The organism is Shewanella frigidimarina NCIMB 400, assembly GCF_000014705.1.
In the GTDB taxonomy this organism is placed as follows: domain Bacteria; phylum Pseudomonadota; class Gammaproteobacteria; order Enterobacterales; family Shewanellaceae; genus Shewanella; species Shewanella frigidimarina.
On sequence record NC_008345.1, the window covers coordinates 3,666,260 to 3,687,816 of the forward strand.

Here is a 21,557-nt window from a genome sequence, read left to right on the forward strand (position 1 = left end):
TAATAAGGATCCAAAAATGAAAAAAATCTGCTTCGCGATTTCAGCAATCGTAATGTCAAGCCATGTCATGGCACAGGACAACACTTACATTCGCAACGGTAATATATACAGTAATCTGGGCCAGTATTTTGTTGGCGCAGGCGTGGCCACTGGCAGCAAGTTTTTTAAAGGGCAAGACGACCAAACAGGGGTGTATTTTAACGGTGGTTACCACGGTGAAGACTTTAACGCCGATTTAAGCGGTATCAATTATCGTTTTTTAGGTGACAATGACAGCGCAATAAATTTCAGTGTTTTTATTGTTGCCAACCCAGGCTTTGATGCAGACAGCGCCGATGTGCTAAAAGGCATGAAAGATCGTGATTTCAGTGGTGATTTAGGCTTAAATGCCGATTTCCATGTAGGCGAAGGCACGCTTTCGGCTAAATTTCAGCACGATGTCACCAGTGTTTACAATGGCTATCAGGCTGATATTACCTATTACCATCCAATGGATTTAGGTTTTGCCAGCTTAGTACCTTATGCCGGCGCCCAATACTTCAGTAAAGAGTTCGTCAATTACTACACTGGCGTATCATCTTTGGAAGCAACCTCAGCACGTCCAGCTTATCAAAGCAACGGTGCACTGGCCCTCAAGGTCGGTTATGCCTTGGTTATTCCTATCACGGAAAACCTAGATCTTACACAAAGTACAGCTTACACCCACCTAGGGGCTAACATGGCTGATTCACCTATCGTAGCCTCTGATAATCAATGGTTAACAACCTTTGGTGTGAGCTATAGCTTTTAATCAATAGCGAGATAACAGGATGAAATCAATAATTAATTTATGCTTATGCGCAGGCATAGCATTAGTGCTGACGGCATGTGCTACCCCCTATGATACCCAAAAGCATTTCTGGTCGTTTGGTGAAGGATTTGAAACCGTGCAAATTGCCCCTAATAGCTGGCAAATCAGCTTTGTGGGCAATACCAATACCGACAGAGGTTTGGCACGAAAATACGTAATGCGAAAATCAGCCGAGCTTAGCCAACAGGCGGGGTTTGCCTACTTTGCTTTTACTAATGAACATTTGGATCGCGACTCAGTAGGTCAATTTGGTGTCGGCTTTGAAGGTGGTCATGACACCTTATGGGGAAGCTCAAGCACAACTCAAGAAACCTCAGTTCTGGTGGAAGTAACAGGCCTTCATGTCAAAGAAGAACACCAAGGATCTCGAGTGTATGACGTCAACTTCATTTTAAGCAATGTGGATGTAGAAGGTTAACCTCTAACAGTATCCGACTTACGTTCGCGCCGTACTAGTACGAATGCACTGGCTAGGCGCGAACCCGCTTTACACAATCAAATTCAGATAATAACTTAGCTAATAGTTCATCTTATGGACCAAATACCTGCAAGAGTGAGCATTAGCTTCACGTCAATATTCTGGTGTATTAATGTATAAGGTTTTTATGAACAAAATTGTCATCTTATTACTGACAACTCTGCTTGTATTACAAGCTTGTGGCTGTTCAGATAATAAAAAGGTCGTCGTTAACCAAAAGGTCAATGACGTTCATATCATTCAACCTGATAACGTCGCCGAATATATTGAGACGTTTAAGTTGCAATATGAACAGCTGGATCTTCAAATTGATGGCGTAAAATACAAGATTTTATTTGTTGATAGGGATGAAACTGACAAGGTCATCATAGCTAAATATGATAAAGGGCTGATTTATCTTGGTTTTGATTTTGAAAAAGAACAGCCCATCAACAGCATCATGCTACTAGAGGGCGACACCAGCAATCTTGAACACTTCAGCCCTACTGCTATATTTAAAGGCATTAATATTGGGCTCAGTGAGCAAGAAGACTATATGGTTTACCAAGGTTCAATTGAAGAAGTTAATACCAAACATCTTCATTCAATTAGTGTTGTCATCAATGAATCGCTACTAGGGGCTGGAGATTCAACATTAACTCTTAATGGTAACGTGGCGACGTTAAATGGCACATTAGGCACATCTACCTATATTCAAATGGATGAGTTAATAAAAACAAAATCCTTCGATACGCTTAAGTTTGGCAAAGTGAACGGCTCAATAAATGATGATATTAATATGCATACAGGCCGCCTTATTCGCGCAGCTAATTTAACAACATTGATGCCAAAAGGCAGCTTCGCTTATTCTGGTGGTGTTGATCTATTTGCCGCTGGTAGTCAGAGGATTTACCAAGATGGTGGTGAATTAGGGGTTCATTCTTGGTGCTGTATTGCCGGAAAAGATGCAGGTCAATTAAGTAAAGCAGACCCTGCCCATGGGGCACAATTAACGTACTTTAGAGAAATGCTTGGCGCAGAAAAAGGCCCCGAATTTTATTTCTTTACCATTAACGCAGCCCCAGCCGCTACTGTTTATAAGATGCAAAGAGCCGATATGATAAAATATAATCTAGTCACTGAGTAGCCACCTAAAACTCAGTTACACTAGCTCAGTAATAACTAGCACTTCCCCTTATAATACCGAGAGCTTGTTGTTTGTTTCAGATAACAAGCTCTCGTTCTGTCTTTATTTACTGACTCACAGTGCTTTAACATTATACAGTCAGACTGCACTGTCTGAAATCGAGCACGATTCAAAAGCCAGTGATAGCCTAGCTCCGCCTAATTCTGGCGCTCGGCTAATGTGAAGCTTTGATCCCATCCATAAACCAATACGATCCACAATTGCTAACCCCATGCCATGGCCCATATTGCCGCGGCTGTGTTTACCCCGCACGAAAGGTTTGATCACTTGCATCGCTTCTAGCTCGTCTATACCTTGACCATCATCATCTACGTGGATCCACAGCACTTGATGCTCAACAACTAGACTTACACGAATATGTGAACAGCTAAAACGCTGGGCGTTGCTGAGTAGATTATTCATCTGCATAGATAAGTATTTAGGATCGACATTAACTGTGACTGCTTGAGGTATAGACAACAATTCAATCTGATGTTCACCATCATCATGATCTAATACTTTATTCTGTAACCAAGCATTTAACTCTATGGTCTGCCTATTTAACGGAATGTCACCTTGGCCTAATCGAGCATAGCTTAGCAAAGTCATCACTAAGTCTTCCATGGTGTCTAAGTCGCGATTTATGCGTTGGAAATACTTAATTTTTAGCTGTGGATTTTGCGTTTCTTCCAATGCTTCAATGCCAAATCTTAACCTTGCTATGGGGGTTTTTAAATCATGCGACACAGCGCGGCTCAGCAATTTATTGTCATCGAGTAGCTGCTGAATGCGGTCAGCCATGCGGTTGAACTCTGCTTCAATAGTGCCGATATAGGAGGTCTTACTCACTGCAATCCGTTGTTGTAATTCCCCCATACCAAATGCTTGAGTGGCTTGACTTAAATTGATCAGACGGCGAATCAACGGTGACACCCACAACAGTAAAATCAGCACCACACCAAGGTAAAACAACATGGTATACAGCCTATTAAGGTTCAAACCACTATCGTTTTCTATTATCAACGGAGTAGTGATATTGAGCACTTGGCCAGTACTGGATAATAAATAGTGCAACGATATGCCTTCATCGGATTCCAACATCAGAAACTTATCGGTATCGAACTGGGCTTTTAGCGTCGGCGGTAATATAAATTCAACGCTGCCCATTAAAGCCAGCTGCTCAATATTATGTTGATTCCAACTCGTCAGAAAAGCTTGGCTTTGAAGCTGATGATTATCTAATGTTTTGGCTAACCCCGTCCCCATTAAGGTTAGCGCGGCAAGCTGATTGGCCGGATTAGGTTGATCATCTTCTTGATGATAAAAACTGGCAAACTCACTAATAGACCACCCTAGACTGGCAATGGTCACTAGCACCACCAACACCAAAGAAACGATAAGTTTTTTCATGATGTAGTCGCTGCATCATCGCGGCAAAACAAATAGCCTTTGCCACGAATGGTTTTGACTTTATAGGGCTGGTCTTGAGCTTCTTGAAGCTTTTTGCGTAAGCGAGATACGCGGATATCCACGGAGCGATCTAGGCCATCATATTCTATGCCCCTAAGCTGTGACACTAGGTCAATACGGCTCACCACTTTGCCCGCCTGCAATGCCAGCAGCCATAAGACATCGAATTCATTGTCATTAAGTCCCAATGCTTGCTGATGAACCGTGACCGTTTTAGCGGTAGCATTAAGCACTAGGGCACCAAATACCAGCTGTTGTTTAGGCTCTTCATCATTGGCGCGGCGCAGTAACGCTTTAATCCGTGCCAGCAAGACTTGCGGCCGAATAGGTTTGGTGAGGTAATCATCGGCGCCCATTTCCAACCCCTGAATTTCATCCCCATCTTCAACACAGGCGGTCATAAATAAAATAGGCCCTGAATAAAAACCCCTCGCCTCTTTGCAAACATCGAAACCGTTTTTCACTGGGATCATTACATCCAGTAAGACCAGATCCGGCAGTTCTTCAGCGATCATGTCTAAGGCATAATCACCTTGACTGGCAACAGTTACCTCATAGTCATGATCCAGTAAATAATCACTGATCCACTCAGCCAAAGAAGTGTCGTCTTCTACCACTAATATGTGCTTTTTCACTGCCATAACTAAAATAACCTCCAACCTGATTGGCTCTGTTTGGGAGCCTTATAAACCCAAGTCACTACTACTTTAACTCTAGCCAAGGGATCAGCTTTATCATCGGTGATTAAACTGAAAGAGGTTGTCTTATCACCTTCAAAACTATAGTGATATTCTTGCAAGCTTGCCCCATTCCAACACGTTAGCTGACGCCCACTTTTACTCATCACTAGGCAATAGTCGCCTCGACTTGGCGTTTGCCAGCGAAACAATACATCTTGATAGCAAATTTGCCCTTTATGCAAGGCAACGCAACGCTCAGGAGTTGCAGTAAAGGCGATGGTATTGTCCTGACTAAAAGCGGAGATAGGAGTAAAGATGGCGACGCAGATAACTGAGTGGAACAGTGCCGAGAAAAATGCAAAAGAGACATTAAATTTCTTCATAATGCCCCCTAAAACACATAGCTAATAGAGGCGTTAAAAAACGACCCATAATCAGCTTGATTAAAAGGACTATTCGTTATTTCCTTGGAGAGCACATTGAGGCGATACATGGCTCGAAATACCAGTTTCTCACTCAGTGGATAAGCTACACCGAGCTCTATACCGTATGTTACAGCGCTACCGGGGCGATACTCAGGAAATAGCTCAGTCGCTTCTGAGCTCTCAACGCCAAAAAGGCGCCGACTGAGCTTCGATGATGCGTATTCAATACTGGCTAATGCATGAAAATTCCAATTACGAACCTGCCAAGATTTCCCCAACCGAGCAGAGCTAGCAATACCTTGAGCATCAAAATAATCACTTACTATTCGATACTGAAAAATATAGTCATCATCCCAATAGCGTGTAGCCCTGAAACCGGCACCAATAAAGAGTGAATCCATCGACATTAGGTATTCATTACGAACAGCTTCATCCAAAGTATTAGGGGCATCATCTGGATTACGGCTGGTGGAACTTTGCAAGTTGGCGGCTAGAAAATCTAGTGACCAATTAGGTGAACTCCACAGATTTAAACCCAAATTAATCCCATCTTGAGATTCATGTATCATCTCTATAAATAGACCTTTGTATTGATACATGCCGCTGATGAGTAAAGAAGGCTGCACTGACTCATGTTCAGTTTGGCGAATATCTAACTGATTGGTACCGTAAACACTGGCTCCAAGCTCAAAGTAACCGCCATCAGCAAGGCGTGATTCTCCGCCGCGGCTCACGCTAGTCGCTATGTCTGAAGCCACTACTAAGTTAGGCGTTAACAGCAGTCCCAATAACAAACTTCTAAGTAAAATTACATTCATTTTATTCATATTTTTTATCGTGATGTTAGTTTCATAGTGCAAAGAGTTGGTGACATTTCAGCTCGGCATAAAAAAGTTATATGCATGCCCACTAGGGTATTTATTCCCCACAGTTCTATTGGCCTGCTTTTTAAACACTGCGATTAACACTATAGGATTGAAAGTTTAAGATTAACAAAGTATTGCTGCCGTTAGTTTACCCTATTACTCTCTAAGGCTAAATCCGCTACTTAGCATATTATCTCTTACAGCTATCTTTTCAGATTCTGAGCCATTTCTAATGCTATAGAATTAAATTGATCAACTTGTCTCTCCGTTATTGAATCCAGCATGACTTTCATGATGTTATTTTCAATATGCAATAATTGCTTCAAAATTTCTTGTCCAAATTCAGATAATTCGATCAAATGGCTTCTGCTATCCAATGGATTAAGCACTTTATAAATTAAATTCTTTTTAAGCATATCTCTAACTAGTCTAGCTACTTGCCCTTTATCCCTATCTAGTTGTTCGGAGATATAAGCCGCCGTACAGCTACCAATGCGATTAATACAATGAAGCGACTGAATTTCCATTGGAGCAATATCAATACCTGCTTCACGTATTTCTTTGTTTACACATGATTTAAAGGTATGAGTAAGCGATAAAAAAGAATCTGGGATTTGTATAGTCAAAATTGACACCTCTTAATAAGTTGACACTATCAACTATAGCAGCTAAGATTCGACCTGTACATTGTTGACAGTATCAACCATTTTTAAAAGGTGATGAATATGAAGAAAATAGCAAAGAAAATCCTAGTTACGGTGTCTTTAATTTTGACGCTAATCGGTAGCCTTACTTTTGTGATGACTTATCAAAATATCGGCTTTGGCGAAAAGTTTTTTTATCAATGGATAGTGTCGACATTATTAGCAGCCACTACTATGGCTCCAATAGGATTCATGATGATTACAGTCATCAGTAAAATTGCTCTTCTTATTTTCCCCAATGTCTCAGAAGCAAAGCGTAACGTTGCTATTGGTGTCGCAATGGCATTGGTAATGGAAGGTATTATGGCATTAGTAACAACCCTTAATAACATTGGATTTACGGCATTATCAGAACTCATTACAGCTTGGTGGAGTGCGCTAATTATTGCTCTACCACTAGGACTACTAATCTCTTTGATGATGACAACATTAGTTAAACCTAAGCTTGAACGGTACCTAGCTAGATAGATAGAATATTTACATAGAATAATACGGAATTGAGTGTGATTATGATGAGATACAAACATGTAAAAGCTGGCGATGCCGAAAGATACAATCTTAACCAAGGTGAAATAACTTCAATTCTTGCCTCTGGTGTTGACACAGATTATCGAGTTTCCATCTTTGATAGCATGCTTCCTAAAGGCAATGAAGCTCCTTGGCATTACCATGAAATTGATGATGAAATATTTTATCTGATTTCAGGAGAAATTGAGTTTGGCGTAGAGAATGAGGAGTTTGTTGCACGTGCTGGCGATCTTGTTATTGCAGGGCCTAATGTAAAAAGGCGTTTTAAGGCTATCATTGATAGCCATTTACTCGTCATCAATGCACCATCTGGCCCATCGGAGAGTTTTATTAGAGATATTTCAAAATTCAACCAGGATAATTTACCAACTGATTCAGACAAGCAGATGTTTATAGATAAATACAAAATTTACATACTCTAACAATATAATATTACTAGGTTTAACAAAAGTTTCTGATGGGTTTTTCGTTGCACTTAAAATCAGTCGCAAATGCGGATATTTTCGCATATTCGATAGCCATCTATTTTATCATCGAAATCCTATTAACTAAAACCACTTTTCTAACTCACTTCAGTCCAAATGTGAGTTATCTGACCCACACTCAAGGTGCTGCAAATAACATTGCTATAACGCCATATCACCTAAACAATTCTCGACTAAAAAATCTTATCGTTAGGCACAGATAAAGTTCAGGATTTAAACAAAAGTTTGTTATACTCCGCGGCCGCTTATCGATGGCGCTCAATTGGGTGTATCATTCAAGCTTAACGTTTTTCAACTATCCTAAGACGTTAATCAACCCAGTTAAGCATAAGTTCAGCCATTTAATAATGGCTATCGGCCCAAATATTCTAGATTGACCTTGTGCAGCTAACTTAGCTTGCTACAACTTAATCGCTTTGTTTTGATGTACATACAGGAACCGCACCATGAAATTCGAATCTTTTAGCTTCGCCCCAGAAATATTACGCGCGATCGCTGAGTGCGGTTATCAATCTATGACGCCAATTCAACAACAAGCGATTCCGGCAATCCGTCGTGGTGAAGATGTCCTAGCAAGCGCTCAAACAGGCACGGGTAAAACAGCAGCATTTGCACTGCCTATATTACAAAGAATGTGTGATAACCCAAAAGAGACGATGCCGTCTAACACTCGTACCTTAATTCTGACTCCAACTCGTGAGCTTGCCGCACAGGTTGCAGACAACATTAGCGCTTACAGTAAGCATCTTAATTTAACGGTATTAACCATTTATGGTGGCGTTAAAATAGATACCCAGTCACAAAAACTTAAACGCGGTGCCGACGTTATTGTTGCTACACCAGGTCGTTTACTTGAACACATTGTGGCGTGTAACTTAAGTTTGTCGAATGTTGAGTTTTTAGTACTCGATGAAGCCGACCGTATGCTTGATATGGGCTTTAGTGCTGACATTAAAAAGATTCTCCAAGCAGTAAACAAAAAGCGTCAAAACATGTTGTTCTCTGCGACCTTCTCTTCTGAGGTTAAAAAGCTGGCGAATGACATGCTTGAAAAGCCTAAAGTGATTACTGTTGATAAACAAAACACTACTGCCGACACCGTTAGCCAGGTGGTATATCCAGTAGAGCAGCGCCGTAAGCGTGAATTAATATCTGAACTTATTGGTACCAAAAACTGGCAACAGGTGTTGGTGTTCACCGCGACTCGTGACGCAGCAGACAAATTGGTCAAAGAGCTTAACTTAGATGGTATTCCATCGGGTGTGGTTCATGGCGAGAAAGCACAAGGCAGCCGTCGTCGTGCGTTACGTGAATTTGTTGAAGGTAAAATTCGCGTATTAGTGGCCACCGAAGTCGCCGCTCGTGGCCTTGATATTAAAAATCTTGAATACGTTGTTAACTACGATTTACCATTTTTAGCCGAAGATTACGTACACCGTATTGGCCGTACAGGTCGTGCAGGTAAAACCGGTGTGGCAATTTCGTTTGTGAGCCGCGAAGAAGAACGCACCCTAGCTGATATTGAAAAGCTAATCGGTCAGCCAATTCGCCGAGTGACGGTACCGGGTTATGAAGTCGGTAGCCGTGAAGTACTGCTTAAGCAAATTGAAAAGCGCCGTAGTTTTGCTAAAAAACAACAACGTGGTGATAACGCTGGCGCCCAGATGATTGCTGAGAAAAACATGGACGGACGTCGTGTTAAAGTGGGTAAAGTCAGCAGCACGGTTAAATACAAAAAGATTAAATAACTCAACTCGAAAGAGTTAATGGTAATAGAAAAAAGCGCTTAGGCGCTTTTTTTGTGTTTGAATGAAATGAATTGTGTGATTATGAGGTCTACTTTAGTCGGGACATTACTCTATAAGGACTTATCATGTTAAAAACTCTGCTTATTGCCACCGCACTTACGTTAACCAGTTTAGCTAGTGTGGCTAAGCCTATTGCCAGTGACGAGAACAATGTCATGCCACTGCTCAATGGCCACCAGATACCAGCAATAACCCTGCAAGATGTTGATGGTAAAGCGGTTGAACTCAGTAAACTTGTGGCTCAAAAGCCGACTATATTTTTCTTTTACCGTGGCGGTTGGTGTCCATTTTGTAATTCGCAAATGGGTCAGTTAAAAGCCATTGAACCAAAGCTGATTGAGATGGGTTTTCAATTAGTGGGGATATCACCTGACACGCCAGAAAAGATGCGCGCGTCGATGAATAAACAAGAACTCGATTATTTATTGCTGTCTGACACCTCAATGGCGGCATCGCAAGCATTTGGTTTAGCCTATTACACCAGTGCAGATATCACTAAAAAATATACTGCCAGTTTAGCGGTAACCAATGAACTGTTTACTACCCCAGCGGGTGACAAACGTTTAGTGTTACCCGTGCCTGCTGTCTATTTGGCAGATAAAAGTGGTTTAATTCATTTTCAATATGTGAATCCAAACTACAAGGTTCGCCCTGCGCCAGAGCTAATTTTAACCGCTGCAGAGTTACTCGTTAAACCTTAGTTAACGCCAAATTCAAATAGAATCTAGCCAACATTAATCCAATAATGTTGGCTTTTTTAACTTACTCTTTTGAGTCAGCACCCTCTAATTCAACACTATAGTGTTATGACACTTACCCAATCACACTTGGTGTTTTCAACAACCACACTTCTACACACCGATACATCTAGACTTATCGTAATTAAATACAATCTTTCATCACAAAAAACCTCGAAATACAGGCGTTTTTAGCCAATTAGTGCATTTTATATTGGATTTTTAATACCTCACCTCGCTACACTGTTCGGCATATAAGAATATCCCTACACAGAGGCTGTAAATTACCATGTCTATTGCTACTACATTTGGCACAGCAAATACTTCTGGCACGATTAAGGCGATGCTATTAGGTTGCGGTGAACTCGGCAAAGAAGTTGCCATTGAGCTACAACGTTACGGAATTGAAGTTATCGGAGTTGATCGCTACCCCAATGCCCCAGCAATGCAAATTGCCCATCGTTTTCATGTGATTAACATGCTGGATGCAAAAGCATTAAAAGCAGTTATCGAGCTTGAAAAGCCGGATTTAGTCATTCCAGAAATTGAAGCTATTGCCACCCAAACGTTAGTGGAACTAGAACAGCAAGGTTTACATGTGGTGCCAACAGCTAACGCAGCCAAACTCACCATGGATCGTGAAGGTATACGCCGACTTGCGGCAGAAACCTTAGCGATACCAACATCAAAGTACTTTTTCTGTGACACCCTAGCTGAATTTGAACAGGCCGTTACTGACATTGGTATTCCATGCGTGGTTAAGCCAGTAATGAGTTCGTCTGGAAAAGGCCAGAGTGTGATTAAGTCAACACAAACCATCCAGCAAGCATGGGCTTACGCCCAAGAAGGTGGTCGTGCAGGTAAAGGACGAGTAATTGTTGAAGCTTTTATTCCATTTGATTACGAAATTACCTTACTGACGATTAGCGCCGTAAATGGAATCCACTTTTGCGACCCAATTGGCCATAGACAAGAAGATGGCGATTATCGTGAATCGTGGCAACCCCAATCGATGTCGGCTGAGGTATTACACAAGGCACAAGCCATGAGCCAACGAGTTGTTGAGGCATTAGGTGGATATGGACTCTTTGGTGTTGAGCTATTTATTCGTGGTGATGAAGTGTATTTTTCTGAAGTGTCGCCAAGGCCACATGATACAGGTTTAGTGACCTTAATCAGCCAGGATTTATCTGAGTTTGCCTTGCATGTACGTGCGATTTTAGGATTACCAATAAGCAATATTGTGCAGCATGGTCCGAGTGCTTCTGCGGTTATTCTTGCCGAAGGCACATCCACCAATATCCGTTACCAGGGTATGGCTGCCGCCTTAGCGCCAGCCGATACCCAATTACGCTTATTTGGTAAGCCAGACATTGATGGCCGCCGCCGCTTAGGTGTGGCGTTAGCCCGCGATAACTCGGTAGAACAAGCGGTCGAAAAAGCAAAAACCGTTGCCAGCCATATCAAGGTACTGTTTTAACGTCTAACTTAATGATGAACTAAGCCGTGGAATATCTGCGGCTTAGTTTTTTGCTTTAGGCATTGGTTTAGGTAGAGGTTTATCCGCTAAATTAAAGTGCACTAACATCAATAATCGAAACAGCGCCTTAAGCTTACGATCTTACTCAAGCGTACCCGCGTTAATCAATTTGCGCAACACAGCTATTTTCATGTATAGATTGTTAACTAACACATCGCGTTGATGGTCTAAGTATTTATCAAACTCTTTATAACCGTCAATGGTTTGCGGAGCCAACTTAGTCTGACGAATATGTAATCCCGACAGCATCGCTTTATCAAACGCTTGAGTTTCTAGCCCCTTGATAATGTCGGCAGCACTGAATTTTGCCCCAAGCCATCCACAATAAAATGAATATTTGATTCAATTTCAAATTGCAGCGCATGAGTGTCATGAAGCACGTTATCAAATCTTGTACGTTCTTTATCGACAAAATCAAACAAAATTTTCAGAGTGACATGTGCAGGTCCCGTTCAGGGCTCAATGCTGAACACTAAAGTTTTACACTCAACACATTCAAAGTGAGTGATGAGTGCTCGTTTTTAGTCGTTAATTCGATTCAACATTTTACCTTGTTGAAATTTGCGTACATTTTCAACCGCAATATTAAGCAGATTTTGTCTAGCTTGTAATGTCGCCCATGCAATATGCGGCGTGATAGTAATGTTGGCTGCACTCAGTAGTGGGTTATTGCTACTGGGTGGCTCTGTCGATAACACGTCAACTGCCGCAAAGCCGTTACCATTGTTAAGCCATTGAGCGAGATCATTTTCATTAATCAAATCGCCACGGGCGGTATTCACTAATAAACAACCCGGTTTAAGTAAGCGTAAACTGTCGCTATTGATCATGTATTTGGTTGCAGCAATCAGCGGACAATGCAGCGAAATAATATCGGCTTGTTGCAGCAGGATGTCACGTTCGCACCATTGAATGGCATCAGGTAAATTGGTTTTAGGTTTAGCACTGGTAATCAACACTTTCATGCCAAATGCGACACCTAAATTGGCAACCTGTTGGCCAATATCACCATAACCTACAACACCCAGCGTGAGGCCTTTTAATGAAGTTAAGGGTGATAAGGTAAAACAAAAATCTCGTTGCGTTACCCATTGTCCTTGTTTTACGGCTTGGTCATGTAAAGCAACTTGTTGCTTATGATGTAAAATATGGGCAAACACCATTTGTGCTACGGCATCGGGGCCATAAGCAGGAATATTAGTGACAACAATGCCCTGCGCTGTTGCTGCATCAACATCGACCACATTGGTTCCAGTGGCGAGAACACCAATATAGGTTAATGCGGGCAGTTGCTTTAAGGTCGCGGCACTCAATAGGGTTTTATTGGTCAGTACGATGTGCGCACCTTGGCAACGACTGACGATTTGGTCGAGTGTTGTATGGTCGTAAATATCACATTCGCCTAATGCCTCAAGCGCTTGCCAACTCAAATCACCCGGATTAAGTGTATAACCATCTAATACCACTATTTTCATTTACTGCCCCATTTCATTGCTTACAAAAATACGTTATTGGCTTGCGCTAACGCATTCCTCTAGAGGTTTTAATGCGCTCATAAGCGGCTTGAATATCTTGTGCTTTGGTGTTGGCTAATTCCATCATCTCTTCAGGTAAGCCTTTAGCCACAAGTTTGTCTGGATGATGTTCATTCATCAACTTGCGGTAAGTTCGTTTTACGTCTTGATCGCTAGCAGATTCTTGCACGCCTAGCAGCACATAGGCATCAGTAAGCGGCATTTTATTACCTTGTGGCGACTGATGATGACTAAACTCAGCTTGCCAACGCGCCAGTAAAGCATCCAGTTGTGCAGCAAGGCCAAGCTTAGTGGCAATAACCGACAATATTTGCTTTTCATTGGCATGTAATTCACCATCGGCCAAGGCTGTTTGAATTTGGATTTCCAAGAACATTTGTGCTAGCTCAACCCGCCCTTGAGTGGCTTGTCGAAACAGTTCTAGCTGCTTTAGCAAATCAAAATCTGCTTGGCGACCTTGACGAAAAGCCGTTTGCGCATCGATACGAGACTGACCAGACAACTTCATTTGATCCATTAACATGGTAGCAATACGAATATCAGTTTCAGTCACTCGCCCTGACGCTTTAGCAACATGGCCCATTACGGCAAATGTAGAATTAAAAAACATCGCCTGACGTTCACTGCCTTTGCGCATTATCGAGGTTAGTCCTTGGCGCCTGTCAAAAGCATGGCCTAACCATAATCCTAAAATCGCACCAAAAAACCGCCCGAACATATACCCAATGATAAACCCAAAAACTTTACCCCAAATTCGCATGTTGTTTTCCACTACGGTTAATAATTAATACATAACTAGCCACCATCAGATGGCGTAGCTTAAAGCGGTAACAGAGTCTCTATATCGACCAAGCGACGCTGTAATTTATCCAATCGCTCAAGTGTGCCGACATCGCACCAATAAGCATCAAAATGCTCACCTTGTATTTGTTGCTGGCCAATGGATTCTTTAAGCAAAGGACCCAAAGCCTGTTTACCTTCAGGCAACTGACTAAATAATTGAGGATGATAAATCCCCAGTCCAGCAAACGTTAACCTTTGTTCATCGCTCAAGGTTAATTTACCTTGGGCATCAATAGCAAAATCACCCTGTTGATGATGTTCTGGATTATCCACTAACCACAAATAAGCTTGTGCTTCACCTTGGTAAACGCGCTGATAAGCCAAGGTGACGTCGGGCAAGTGATCGATAAAAATATCACCATTGATAACCAAAAAAGGTTCGTCCCCCAACCAAGGTAATGCTTGCTTGATCCCCCCAGCAGTTTCTAACGCTGTGGTTTCTTCGCTATAGTTAATCTGCAAACCCCATCGACTACCATCACCTAGCATTTCAGGTAACTTATACCCTAACCAAGCTTGATTAATCACGACCTCAGTCACACCAATTAACGCGAGTTTTTCTAAGTGATATTCAATTAAAGGTTTACCTGCAACACTCACTAATGGTTTAGGTAAGGAGTCTGTTAACGGGCGCAAACGCTCCCCACGACCTGCAGCCAGAATCATCGCTTTCATGCTTCGCTTACCACCTCATGAGTATTTTTGTGGTTTACTAACGGTAAAATCACCTTGTGGATCCACAGACTAAAATCGGCAATTTGTGGGTATTTAATCCCAATATCTGCGACATATTGCAAGGTTAATGGAATATCAGCCAGATAACCGCGCTTACCGTCACGATGATATAACCGCGCGAAAATCCCCGCGGCTTTGATATGGCGTTGTAACCCCATTAAATCAAACCACTTTGTATAGGTAGCAAAATCAACATTTTCATCAATCAATTGATGAGCTATAGCAAGCTGATAATGATATCGCATTAAGTGATTAACGATATCGTCCGGCCAACGCACGTAACAATCGCGCAGCAATGATACCGCATCATAAGTCACCGGCCCATGCACAGCATCTTGAAAATCTATCACTGCTAGCGCTTGATCATTTATCAGTAAATTACGGCTATGGTAGTCACGATGCATACCCACTTTCGGTTGCGCGAGTACATTGTCTGTTAAGGCGGAAAACGTGGTCGCAATCATTTGCTGCTCATTGTCCGTTAATACGTAATCTAAATGCTCTTTTAGTAACCAATCGACAAAAATAGCTAATTCTCTTGCCACGAAAGTATCATCGTAATCTGCTAACGGTCCATTGTCGGTTTCCGTTACCGTAGCAATGACCGGCAATAAGTTTAATGCCTGCTTATAATAGTCGGTTACATTGTCTTTATTCAGCACCGACAAGAGCTGTAATTCGCCCACATCAGTTTGTAAAACAAAACCATAGTCATTGCAGGTTGCAAGCACTTCGGGTACCAGTAATCCTGCATGTTGATAAGCTTTAGCCATTGCCAAGAATGGTGCTATGGGTACTAAGTCGATAGGTGAATCTGAAACGATATAATCAATGCCTTGATGATGAAGACGAAAATAACGTCGAAAACTGGCATCGCCGCAGATCAAGTTAATGGCAACTTTATCGCCGAAATATTGGTATAACCAGTTACTTAACGCGACAAATCTTGGGTCAGATAAAATCATCTCAATGGCTCTTAACGAAAAATTGCTTTATTATAGCCAGCATAACATTTGGAAACAGCTAAAGAATGGAATGTTTCATCTAGCTGAGTATCTTTTTCTCTCCAAAACTTTCCGGAATCAGAATTCATAAATTATTGACAACAATGCAGATCCGTTATTTTCTGGCACTAAGCCTACTCCCAAATATCGTGTTGGCTGATGAGCCAACAACGACCGAAGCGCCTTCATTGCAATGCGTTGTTGCTCCTCCTGTGTCTCGTTCATTCGAAGACCGTGAGGCATTAACCGGCATATCAGACGATCAAATTGTTATCATTAGTGATCACTCCAGCGTTGCTTACAATAATCAAGCTGAGTTTTCGGGTGATGTCAGTTTCAGCCAAGGACTTCGTCATATTGCGGCTGATAACGCTGTATTAGATCAAAAAGAACAACGCTTAAATGCAGACGGTAACCTTATCTTTAAAGATGAGTTATTTACCGTTACGGCAGATACCTTAGAAGCCCAGATGAGCACCAATAACGCCACCCTAAAAGGCGCTCAATATTGGCTACATGGGCAACAAGTGCATGGCGATGCTGAAAAACTACAGATCACTTCAGACAATAATCTATTGCTAACAAAAACCAACTTCACTACCTGTCCTCCTGGTGACGAATCATGGTTACTCGAAGCTGACATGATCAAAATTGACAGCAAAGAAGAATGGGGTGAAATTTGGAATGCCAAGCTGCGTATTGCCAATATTCCAGTGTTATATATTCCGTATATGACTGTACCTGTATCAGATAAGCGTAAAACTGGTTTCTTATTCCCAAGTTTTAGTACCAGCACCACTAACGGTGTAGAAGTTAGTACTCCGTATTATTGGAATATCGCGCCAGAGTTTGACTTAACTTTCACACCAGACTTCATGTCTTCGCGTGGGCTATATACCAAAACAGAGTTTCGCTATCTTGCTGGAGAACAGCAAAATGGTCAGTTCAATGTTGAATATTTAGGCAGCGATAGTAAGCTAACATCTAATGCTGACCGTTATTTGTATCACTGGAGCCATCAAGGCGCAGTTAACAAAAACTGGCGAGTGAGATCAGACTATACCGATGTGTCCGATAACAATTATTTCAACGATTTAAATTCTGACGTTAATCAATCAACCGATAACCAATTATCACGGATCGGTGAAGCCAGTTATTTTGAACGCGACTGGGACTTCAACATGCGCGTGCAAGATATTAAAGTGCTTGGCGAAGATGAAAAACCATATCAAGTAATGCCACAGTTAAACTTTAATTATCGTTCTGCAGACATTTTTAACACTATCGATTTTAAATTTAATTCAGAACTGACCAATTTCCGCCATCAAGATAACGAATATAATACCGCAACCCGCTTACATTTAGTGCCAAGCTTAATTTGGCCGATACAAGGGCCTGCAGGTTCATTTACCAGTGAAGTTAAATTACTGCAAACTCAGTATTGGCAGCAAAATATAGACGAAGACTCAACATTAAACGACAGTATAAGCCGTACGATCCCGCAAGCGCGTTTACATGGCCAGGTGAATTTTGAGCGAGCAACCCAATTGTTTGATGAACAATACCGTCAAACCCTGGAACCTCAAATTCAATATCTTTATGTCGGCTATGAAGACCAATCCAATATTGGTATTTATGACACCGCACAATTGCAAGAAGACTATTATGGTTTGTTCCGCGATCGCCAATATTCAGGCTTAGACCGTGTTGCAGATGCCAACCAATTTACTTTAGGTTTTACTACTCGTTTATTTGATCAAACTAACCGCGAAAAACTCAAGTTTAGCGTAGGTCAAATCATGTATTTAGAAGACTCTAAAGTCAGTATTGACGATACGTACGAAGAAACGGCCCAGTCAACATCGGTATTAGCGGCTGAATTAGATGCCCAATTATACAACGATTGGTTTGTGAGCGGTTCAGTGCAACACGACACAGAAACGGGTGAAAACAAAAAGAATGAAGTCACTTTAGATTATCGTCCAAGTAGCGACCGATTATTGCAGTTAAGCTACCGATATGTACCCGACTTATTAAATACTAACACCAATGACCAAGTTGATATTTCCCAAGCCGGCGTACGTACCTCGTGGCCTATTAGTGACAACTTATACTTTGTCGGCAACTACTATTACGATCTCAATGAATCTCGTAATATTGAAACTTACACAGGCGTACAATATGAGTCATGTTGCTGGGCATTGCGCTTAAGTTATCATTATCGTATCAAAACCAACTATGACGATGATTTATCAGAAAGCATTGATGGACGCGAAGAGTTTGAAAGCGGTGTTTACCTAAACTTTGTCATTAAAGGTTTAGGAGGTTCAGGTCCGTTAGGGGTAGACGACATGTTAAATGAAGGCTTATTTAACTACCGTAAACCACTTTACTTGAGGAATTAGCATTCTTTTGTGATAGATTGCTGAACCTAGCGACAAACTCATAGTCCAATAACAACAAACATGCTGTTGAGTATGAAGTAGTAACCTTATTTTGGCGATGTATTGCCAGTTTATATTGAATCGAATGTGCCAAGGATTTTGTGGATGAAACACAGTAAAAAAATAATTTTTGCATTACTAGCGTTAGCTATGAGTAACACCAGTATGGCTGCGCCAATGCCATTAGATCGCGTATCAGTACAAATTAATGATGGCATTATTCTTGAGAGTGAAATCACCAACATGGTTTCAACTGTTAAAGCCAATGCTAAAGCAGCGAATCAAACATTACCATCTGATGATGCCTTGCGCACTCAGGTAATCGAACGTCTCATTTTAACTCATTTGCAAATGCAAATGGCTGAACGTATCGGCCTGCAGATTGGTGATTTACAATTAGACCAAACGATTGAAAATATTGCTAAAGAACAAAAAGTAACCGTTGCGCAAATGCAGCAGACTATTGAAAGCGAAGGTACGAGCTTCAGTCAATATCGCGAACAGTTACGTCAAGAAGTCACCCTAGGTGAAATTCAGCGCATTCAAGTGCAACGCCGTATTCAGGTTTCACCACAAGAAATTAGTGGTTTAGTGAAATTGATTCAAGAACAAGGCTTAAAAGATGTTGAGTTTCAAATTGGTCACATTCTAATTGAAGTACCAAGCAACCCAACGAGCGAACAACTTGAAGGTGCTAGCCGCCGTGCAGAAATCGTGCTTAAACGTTTAAACAATGGCGATGACTTCCGTAGCACCGCTATTGCGTCTTCATCAGGTCCTAAAGCGCTAGAAGGCGGGATCTGGGACTTTATGAACATTAACGAAATGCCAACCTTGTTTGCTGAAGTTATCAGTAACGCCAAAAAAGGTGACATAATCGGTCCGATTAAATCGGGTTCAGGCTTCCATATTATTAAAGTAGTCGACACTCGTGGTTTACAAACCCAAGAAGTTGAAGAAGTAAAATCGCGCCATATCCTGTTAAAGCCATCTCCGATATTATCGGAAGATCGTGCTAAAGCGATGTTGGCTAACTTTTTAGCTCAAGTTCGTGCAGGTGATGCTGATTTTGCTAAATTAGCCACTCAGTACTCTGAGGATCCTGGTTCTGCAGCTAAAGGTGGTGAGTTAGGTTGGGCAGACCCAAGCATGTATGTGCCAGAATTTACTCAAACACTAGCCAGTCTTCAGGAAGGCCAATACAGTGAGCCTTTCCGAACTACTCATGGCTGGCATGTTGTCCAACTTGAATCGCGTCGCAAAACAGATGCAACTGAACAATTTAACAGTAACCGTGCTCATCAATTAATCTTCCGTCGTAAGTTTAATGAAGAGTTACAAAACTGGTTAGACGAAATGCGCTCTGAAGCGTATATCGAAATCGTTGAGCCAGAAAGCAAACGAGGCTAAGCAAAATTAATGACTAAACGTATTGCCATCACTCCCGGCGAACCAGCTAGTATTGGTCCCGACTTAGTCATCAAACTCGCTCAACAGGCATGGCCTGTTGAGTTAGTTGTTTGTGCCGACCCCAATTTACTCATGACACGAGCAAAAATGCTTGGACTGCCTTTACAACTCAGGCCGTATCAACCATCGCAACCACCGAAGCCGCAAACAGCAGGCACATTAACCATTGCTCCTTTTACATTAGCAGAAGAAGTTGAGTGTGGCGTACTGAATGAAGCTAACAGCGCTTATGTAGTAGAAACCTTGCGCTACGCTGGTGAAAAAAATATGTCGAATGAATTCGACGCGGTTGTTACCGGTCCTGTGCATAAAGGCATTATTAACCAAGCAGGTATTCCGTTTAGCGGTCATACCGAATTTTTTGCACTACAAGCCAATTGTGCAGATGTCGTCATGATGCTTGCAGCCCCAGGGTTACAAGTGGCGCTAATGACCACACATATACCATTAGCTTACGTTGCAAAAGCCATTACCCGCGACAGACTGCATCACATTATTACCATTTTGCATCGGGAATTGGTCAGTAAATTTGGTTTAGGTTCACCCAAAATTTATGTGTGTGGACTCAATCCACATGCAGGAGAAGACGGCCATTTAGGCCGTGAAGAAATTGATACCATCATACCTGCGCTCAACGAGTTACGAGAACAAGGCATGGATATTGTTGGCCCGTTGCCAGCCGATACCTTATTCCAACCTAAGTATCTTGAACAAGCTGACGTAGTATTAGCGATGTATCATGACCAAGGATTACCTGTGCTTAAATCATTAGGTTTTGGCAAGTCGGTCAATATCACCTTAGGTTTACCTTATATTCGCACCTCAGTCGATCACGGCACCGCGCTAGAATTGGCCGGCAGTGGTAAAGCGGATTGCGGCAGTTTTACCTGTGCATTAAACAAAGCCATCGAATTGGCCTCAAAAAGTAAGTAACCCATTTTAATGAGTAATAAAGTACATTTAGGCCACACGGCCAGAAAGCGTTTTGGACAAAACTTCTTAACTGATCAAGGCGTAATTAGCAGCATAGTCGGCGCTATTGCACCTGATAATGATCATGTAATGGTTGAAATTGGACCCGGTTTAGGTGCATTAACTGAACCTGTTGCTGATATGATTGATAACCTAACCGTTGTTGAATTGGATCGTGACTTGGTGAAACGCTTACAATATCACCCAGTACTTAAAGACAAACTGACCATTCACCAAGGTGATGCGTTACAGTTTGATTTTGGTCAGTTGCAACAGCCTGGCAAGAAAATGAAAGTGTTTGGTAACCTTCCTTACAATATTTCAACGCCGCTGATGTTCCATTTGTTTGAGTTTGCAGAACAAATAGAAACGATGCATTTTATGTTGCAAAAAGAAGTTGTTTTGCGCTTATCAGCAAGCCCTGGTACCAAAGCTTATGGCCGTTTAACGGTGATGGCACAATATTATTGCCAAGTAGTACCAGTATTAGAAGTGCCACCAACAAGCTTTACCCCTGCCCCAAAAGTTGATTCTGCAGTGATAAGATTATTGCCTTTTGAAGTCAAACCTTGGCCGTGTAAAAATGTCGATGTATTAAGACACCTAGTCACGACAGCATTTAATATGCGCCGTAAGACTTTGCGTAATAATTTAAAAACCTTACTGTCAGATGAAGACTTTGCAGAACTGCAAATTGATGCGAGCCTGCGGCCAGAACAAATTAGTGTCCCACAATATGTGGCAATGGCTAATATGCTGTGTGACAAAAAAGATTAATTATAAGGGCATGCATATTGAGCATGCCCTTTTGCTTTAGG

The 21,557-nt window shown here is 41.7% G+C and carries 22 protein-coding genes; 12 read left to right on the top strand and 10 right to left on the bottom strand.

Going from position 1 to position 21,557, the window contains the following annotated elements; all coding sequences use genetic code 11:
* Window positions 1-16: 16 nt before the first annotated feature.
* The 3 genes from ompV (at window position 17) to SFRI_RS15810 (ending at window position 2,454) form a co-directional block, all read left to right on the top strand.
* Complete coding sequence (ompV, locus tag SFRI_RS15800) at window positions 17-790, top strand: outer membrane protein OmpV (RefSeq protein ID WP_011638502.1); 774 nt, start codon at window positions 17-19, stop codon at window positions 788-790.
* 19 nt (window positions 791-809) lie between these two features.
* Window positions 810-1,268, top strand: a complete 459-nt coding sequence (locus SFRI_RS15805) for a CC0125/CC1285 family lipoprotein (protein WP_011638503.1) — start codon at window positions 810-812, stop codon at window positions 1,266-1,268.
* Window positions 1,269-1,455: 187 nt separating this feature from the next.
* A complete protein-coding gene (locus SFRI_RS15810; RefSeq protein WP_011638504.1) occupies window positions 1,456-2,454 on the top strand; it encodes a hypothetical protein in 999 nt (332 codons plus the stop codon).
* Window positions 2,455-2,592: 138 nt separating this feature from the next.
* Here SFRI_RS15810 and SFRI_RS15815 read toward each other — a convergent pair whose 3' ends face one another.
* The 5 genes from SFRI_RS15815 to SFRI_RS15835 all read right to left on the bottom strand — a co-directional run bounded on the left by SFRI_RS15815 (window position 2,593) and on the right by SFRI_RS15835 (window position 6,569).
* A complete protein-coding gene (locus SFRI_RS15815; protein ID WP_011638505.1) occupies window positions 2,593-3,903 on the bottom strand; it encodes an ATP-binding protein in 1,311 nt (436 codons plus the stop codon).
* Window positions 3,900-4,604 carry a response regulator gene (locus tag SFRI_RS15820; protein WP_011638506.1) on the bottom strand — a complete coding sequence of 235 codons (705 nt, stop codon included), beginning with the start codon at window positions 4,602-4,604 and terminating at the stop codon, window positions 3,900-3,902. The genes SFRI_RS15815 and SFRI_RS15820 overlap by 4 nt, the downstream gene beginning before the upstream one ends.
* A 2-nt stretch (window positions 4,605-4,606) precedes the next feature.
* Complete coding sequence (locus tag SFRI_RS15825) at window positions 4,607-5,026, bottom strand: DUF3019 domain-containing protein (protein WP_011638507.1); 420 nt, start codon at window positions 5,024-5,026, stop codon at window positions 4,607-4,609.
* Between the two features lie 8 nt (window positions 5,027-5,034).
* Window positions 5,035-5,886, bottom strand: coding sequence for a MipA/OmpV family protein (locus SFRI_RS15830; protein WP_041413179.1), 852 nt, complete (start codon window positions 5,884-5,886; stop codon window positions 5,035-5,037).
* 251 nt (window positions 5,887-6,137) lie between these two features.
* Window positions 6,138-6,569: a MarR family winged helix-turn-helix transcriptional regulator gene (locus SFRI_RS15835; RefSeq protein ID WP_244262833.1), complete on the bottom strand. Its 432-nt coding sequence runs from the start codon at window positions 6,567-6,569 to the stop codon at window positions 6,138-6,140.
* 90 nt (window positions 6,570-6,659) lie between these two features.
* Between SFRI_RS15835 and SFRI_RS15840 the strand changes: the two genes are divergently transcribed.
* From SFRI_RS15840 to purT, 5 genes are all read left to right on the top strand, one after another.
* Window positions 6,660-7,106: a DUF2798 domain-containing protein gene (locus SFRI_RS15840; RefSeq protein WP_011638510.1), complete on the top strand. Its 447-nt coding sequence runs from the start codon at window positions 6,660-6,662 to the stop codon at window positions 7,104-7,106.
* 41 nt (window positions 7,107-7,147) lie between these two features.
* A complete protein-coding gene (locus SFRI_RS15845) occupies window positions 7,148-7,588 on the top strand; it encodes a cupin domain-containing protein (protein ID WP_244262834.1) in 441 nt (146 codons plus the stop codon).
* Between the two features lie 509 nt (window positions 7,589-8,097).
* Window positions 8,098-9,399, top strand: coding sequence for a DEAD/DEAH box helicase (locus tag SFRI_RS15850; protein WP_011638512.1), 1,302 nt, complete (start codon window positions 8,098-8,100; stop codon window positions 9,397-9,399).
* A 125-nt stretch (window positions 9,400-9,524) separates the two neighbouring features.
* Entirely contained in the window at window positions 9,525-10,160 is a 636-nt protein-coding gene (locus tag SFRI_RS15855; RefSeq protein WP_011638513.1) for a peroxiredoxin-like family protein, read from the top strand.
* Window positions 10,161-10,485: 325 nt separating this feature from the next.
* Window positions 10,486-11,676 carry a formate-dependent phosphoribosylglycinamide formyltransferase gene (purT, locus tag SFRI_RS15860; protein WP_011638514.1) on the top strand — a complete coding sequence of 397 codons (1,191 nt, stop codon included), beginning with the start codon at window positions 10,486-10,488 and terminating at the stop codon, window positions 11,674-11,676.
* A gap of 141 nt (window positions 11,677-11,817) precedes the next feature.
* Here purT and SFRI_RS21690 read toward each other — a convergent pair whose 3' ends face one another.
* The 5 genes from SFRI_RS21690 to SFRI_RS15880 form a co-directional block, all read right to left on the bottom strand.
* Complete coding sequence (locus SFRI_RS21690) at window positions 11,818-11,985, bottom strand: hypothetical protein (protein WP_167526097.1); 168 nt, start codon at window positions 11,983-11,985, stop codon at window positions 11,818-11,820.
* Window positions 11,986-12,257: 272 nt separating this feature from the next.
* Window positions 12,258-13,211: a D-2-hydroxyacid dehydrogenase gene (locus SFRI_RS15865; protein WP_011638515.1), complete on the bottom strand. Its 954-nt coding sequence runs from the start codon at window positions 13,209-13,211 to the stop codon at window positions 12,258-12,260.
* Window positions 13,212-13,257: 46 nt separating this feature from the next.
* Window positions 13,258-14,031 (bottom strand): co-chaperone DjlA, encoded by a 774-nt coding sequence (djlA, locus tag SFRI_RS15870; protein ID WP_011638516.1) that lies wholly within the window; start codon window positions 14,029-14,031, stop codon window positions 13,258-13,260.
* Between the two features lie 59 nt (window positions 14,032-14,090).
* A complete protein-coding gene (murU, locus tag SFRI_RS15875; RefSeq protein ID WP_011638517.1) occupies window positions 14,091-14,789 on the bottom strand; it encodes an N-acetylmuramate alpha-1-phosphate uridylyltransferase MurU in 699 nt (232 codons plus the stop codon).
* Window positions 14,786-15,814 (bottom strand): aminoglycoside phosphotransferase family protein, encoded by a 1,029-nt coding sequence (locus SFRI_RS15880; RefSeq protein ID WP_011638518.1) that lies wholly within the window; start codon window positions 15,812-15,814, stop codon window positions 14,786-14,788. The genes murU and SFRI_RS15880 overlap by 4 nt, the downstream gene beginning before the upstream one ends.
* A gap of 143 nt (window positions 15,815-15,957) precedes the next feature.
* On the opposite strand from SFRI_RS15880, the gene lptD reads away from it, so the two are divergent.
* From lptD to rsmA, 4 genes are all read left to right on the top strand, one after another.
* Complete coding sequence (gene lptD / locus SFRI_RS15885; RefSeq protein ID WP_011638519.1) at window positions 15,958-18,258, top strand: LPS assembly protein LptD; 2,301 nt, start codon at window positions 15,958-15,960, stop codon at window positions 18,256-18,258.
* A gap of 144 nt (window positions 18,259-18,402) precedes the next feature.
* The gene (surA, locus tag SFRI_RS15890) at window positions 18,403-19,707 is read left to right on the top strand and encodes a peptidylprolyl isomerase SurA (protein WP_011638520.1); all 1,305 of its coding nucleotides are present in this window, start codon (window positions 18,403-18,405) and stop codon (window positions 19,705-19,707) included.
* Between the two features lie 9 nt (window positions 19,708-19,716).
* Window positions 19,717-20,700: a 4-hydroxythreonine-4-phosphate dehydrogenase PdxA gene (pdxA, locus tag SFRI_RS15895; protein ID WP_011638521.1), complete on the top strand. Its 984-nt coding sequence runs from the start codon at window positions 19,717-19,719 to the stop codon at window positions 20,698-20,700.
* Between the two features lie 9 nt (window positions 20,701-20,709).
* Window positions 20,710-21,516, top strand: coding sequence for a 16S rRNA (adenine(1518)-N(6)/adenine(1519)-N(6))-dimethyltransferase RsmA (gene rsmA / locus SFRI_RS15900; RefSeq protein WP_011638522.1), 807 nt, complete (start codon window positions 20,710-20,712; stop codon window positions 21,514-21,516).
* Window positions 21,517-21,557: the final 41 nt, after the last annotated feature.

Coding starts and splice junctions, on each gene's coding strand:
- ompV (WP_011638502.1), top strand. CDS start 17: ATGAAAAAAATCTGCTTCGCGATTTCAGCAATCGTAATGTCAAGCCAT.
- SFRI_RS15805 (WP_011638503.1), top strand. CDS start 810: ATGAAATCAATAATTAATTTATGCTTATGCGCAGGCATAGCATTAGTG.
- SFRI_RS15810 (WP_011638504.1), top strand. CDS start 1,456: ATGAACAAAATTGTCATCTTATTACTGACAACTCTGCTTGTATTACAA.
- SFRI_RS15815 (WP_011638505.1), bottom strand. CDS start 3,903: ATGAAAAAACTTATCGTTTCTTTGGTGTTGGTGGTGCTAGTGACCATT.
- SFRI_RS15820 (WP_011638506.1), bottom strand. CDS start 4,604: ATGGCAGTGAAAAAGCACATATTAGTGGTAGAAGACGACACTTCTTTG.
- SFRI_RS15825 (WP_011638507.1), bottom strand. CDS start 5,026: ATGAAGAAATTTAATGTCTCTTTTGCATTTTTCTCGGCACTGTTCCAC.
- SFRI_RS15830 (WP_041413179.1), bottom strand. CDS start 5,886: ATGAATGTAATTTTACTTAGAAGTTTGTTATTGGGACTGCTGTTAACG.
- SFRI_RS15840 (WP_011638510.1), top strand. CDS start 6,660: ATGAAGAAAATAGCAAAGAAAATCCTAGTTACGGTGTCTTTAATTTTG.
- SFRI_RS15845 (WP_244262834.1), top strand. CDS start 7,148: ATGATGAGATACAAACATGTAAAAGCTGGCGATGCCGAAAGATACAAT.
- SFRI_RS15850 (WP_011638512.1), top strand. CDS start 8,098: ATGAAATTCGAATCTTTTAGCTTCGCCCCAGAAATATTACGCGCGATC.
- SFRI_RS15855 (WP_011638513.1), top strand. CDS start 9,525: ATGTTAAAAACTCTGCTTATTGCCACCGCACTTACGTTAACCAGTTTA.
- purT (WP_011638514.1), top strand. CDS start 10,486: ATGTCTATTGCTACTACATTTGGCACAGCAAATACTTCTGGCACGATT.
- SFRI_RS21690 (WP_167526097.1), bottom strand. CDS start 11,985: ATGCTGTCGGGATTACATATTCGTCAGACTAAGTTGGCTCCGCAAACC.
- SFRI_RS15865 (WP_011638515.1), bottom strand. CDS start 13,211: ATGAAAATAGTGGTATTAGATGGTTATACACTTAATCCGGGTGATTTG.
- djlA (WP_011638516.1), bottom strand. CDS start 14,031: ATGCGAATTTGGGGTAAAGTTTTTGGGTTTATCATTGGGTATATGTTC.
- murU (WP_011638517.1), bottom strand. CDS start 14,789: ATGAAAGCGATGATTCTGGCTGCAGGTCGTGGGGAGCGTTTGCGCCCG.
- SFRI_RS15880 (WP_011638518.1), bottom strand. CDS start 15,814: ATGATTTTATCTGACCCAAGATTTGTCGCGTTAAGTAACTGGTTATAC.
- lptD (WP_011638519.1), top strand. CDS start 15,958: ATGCAGATCCGTTATTTTCTGGCACTAAGCCTACTCCCAAATATCGTG.
- surA (WP_011638520.1), top strand. CDS start 18,403: ATGAAACACAGTAAAAAAATAATTTTTGCATTACTAGCGTTAGCTATG.
- pdxA (WP_011638521.1), top strand. CDS start 19,717: ATGACTAAACGTATTGCCATCACTCCCGGCGAACCAGCTAGTATTGGT.
- rsmA (WP_011638522.1), top strand. CDS start 20,710: ATGAGTAATAAAGTACATTTAGGCCACACGGCCAGAAAGCGTTTTGGA.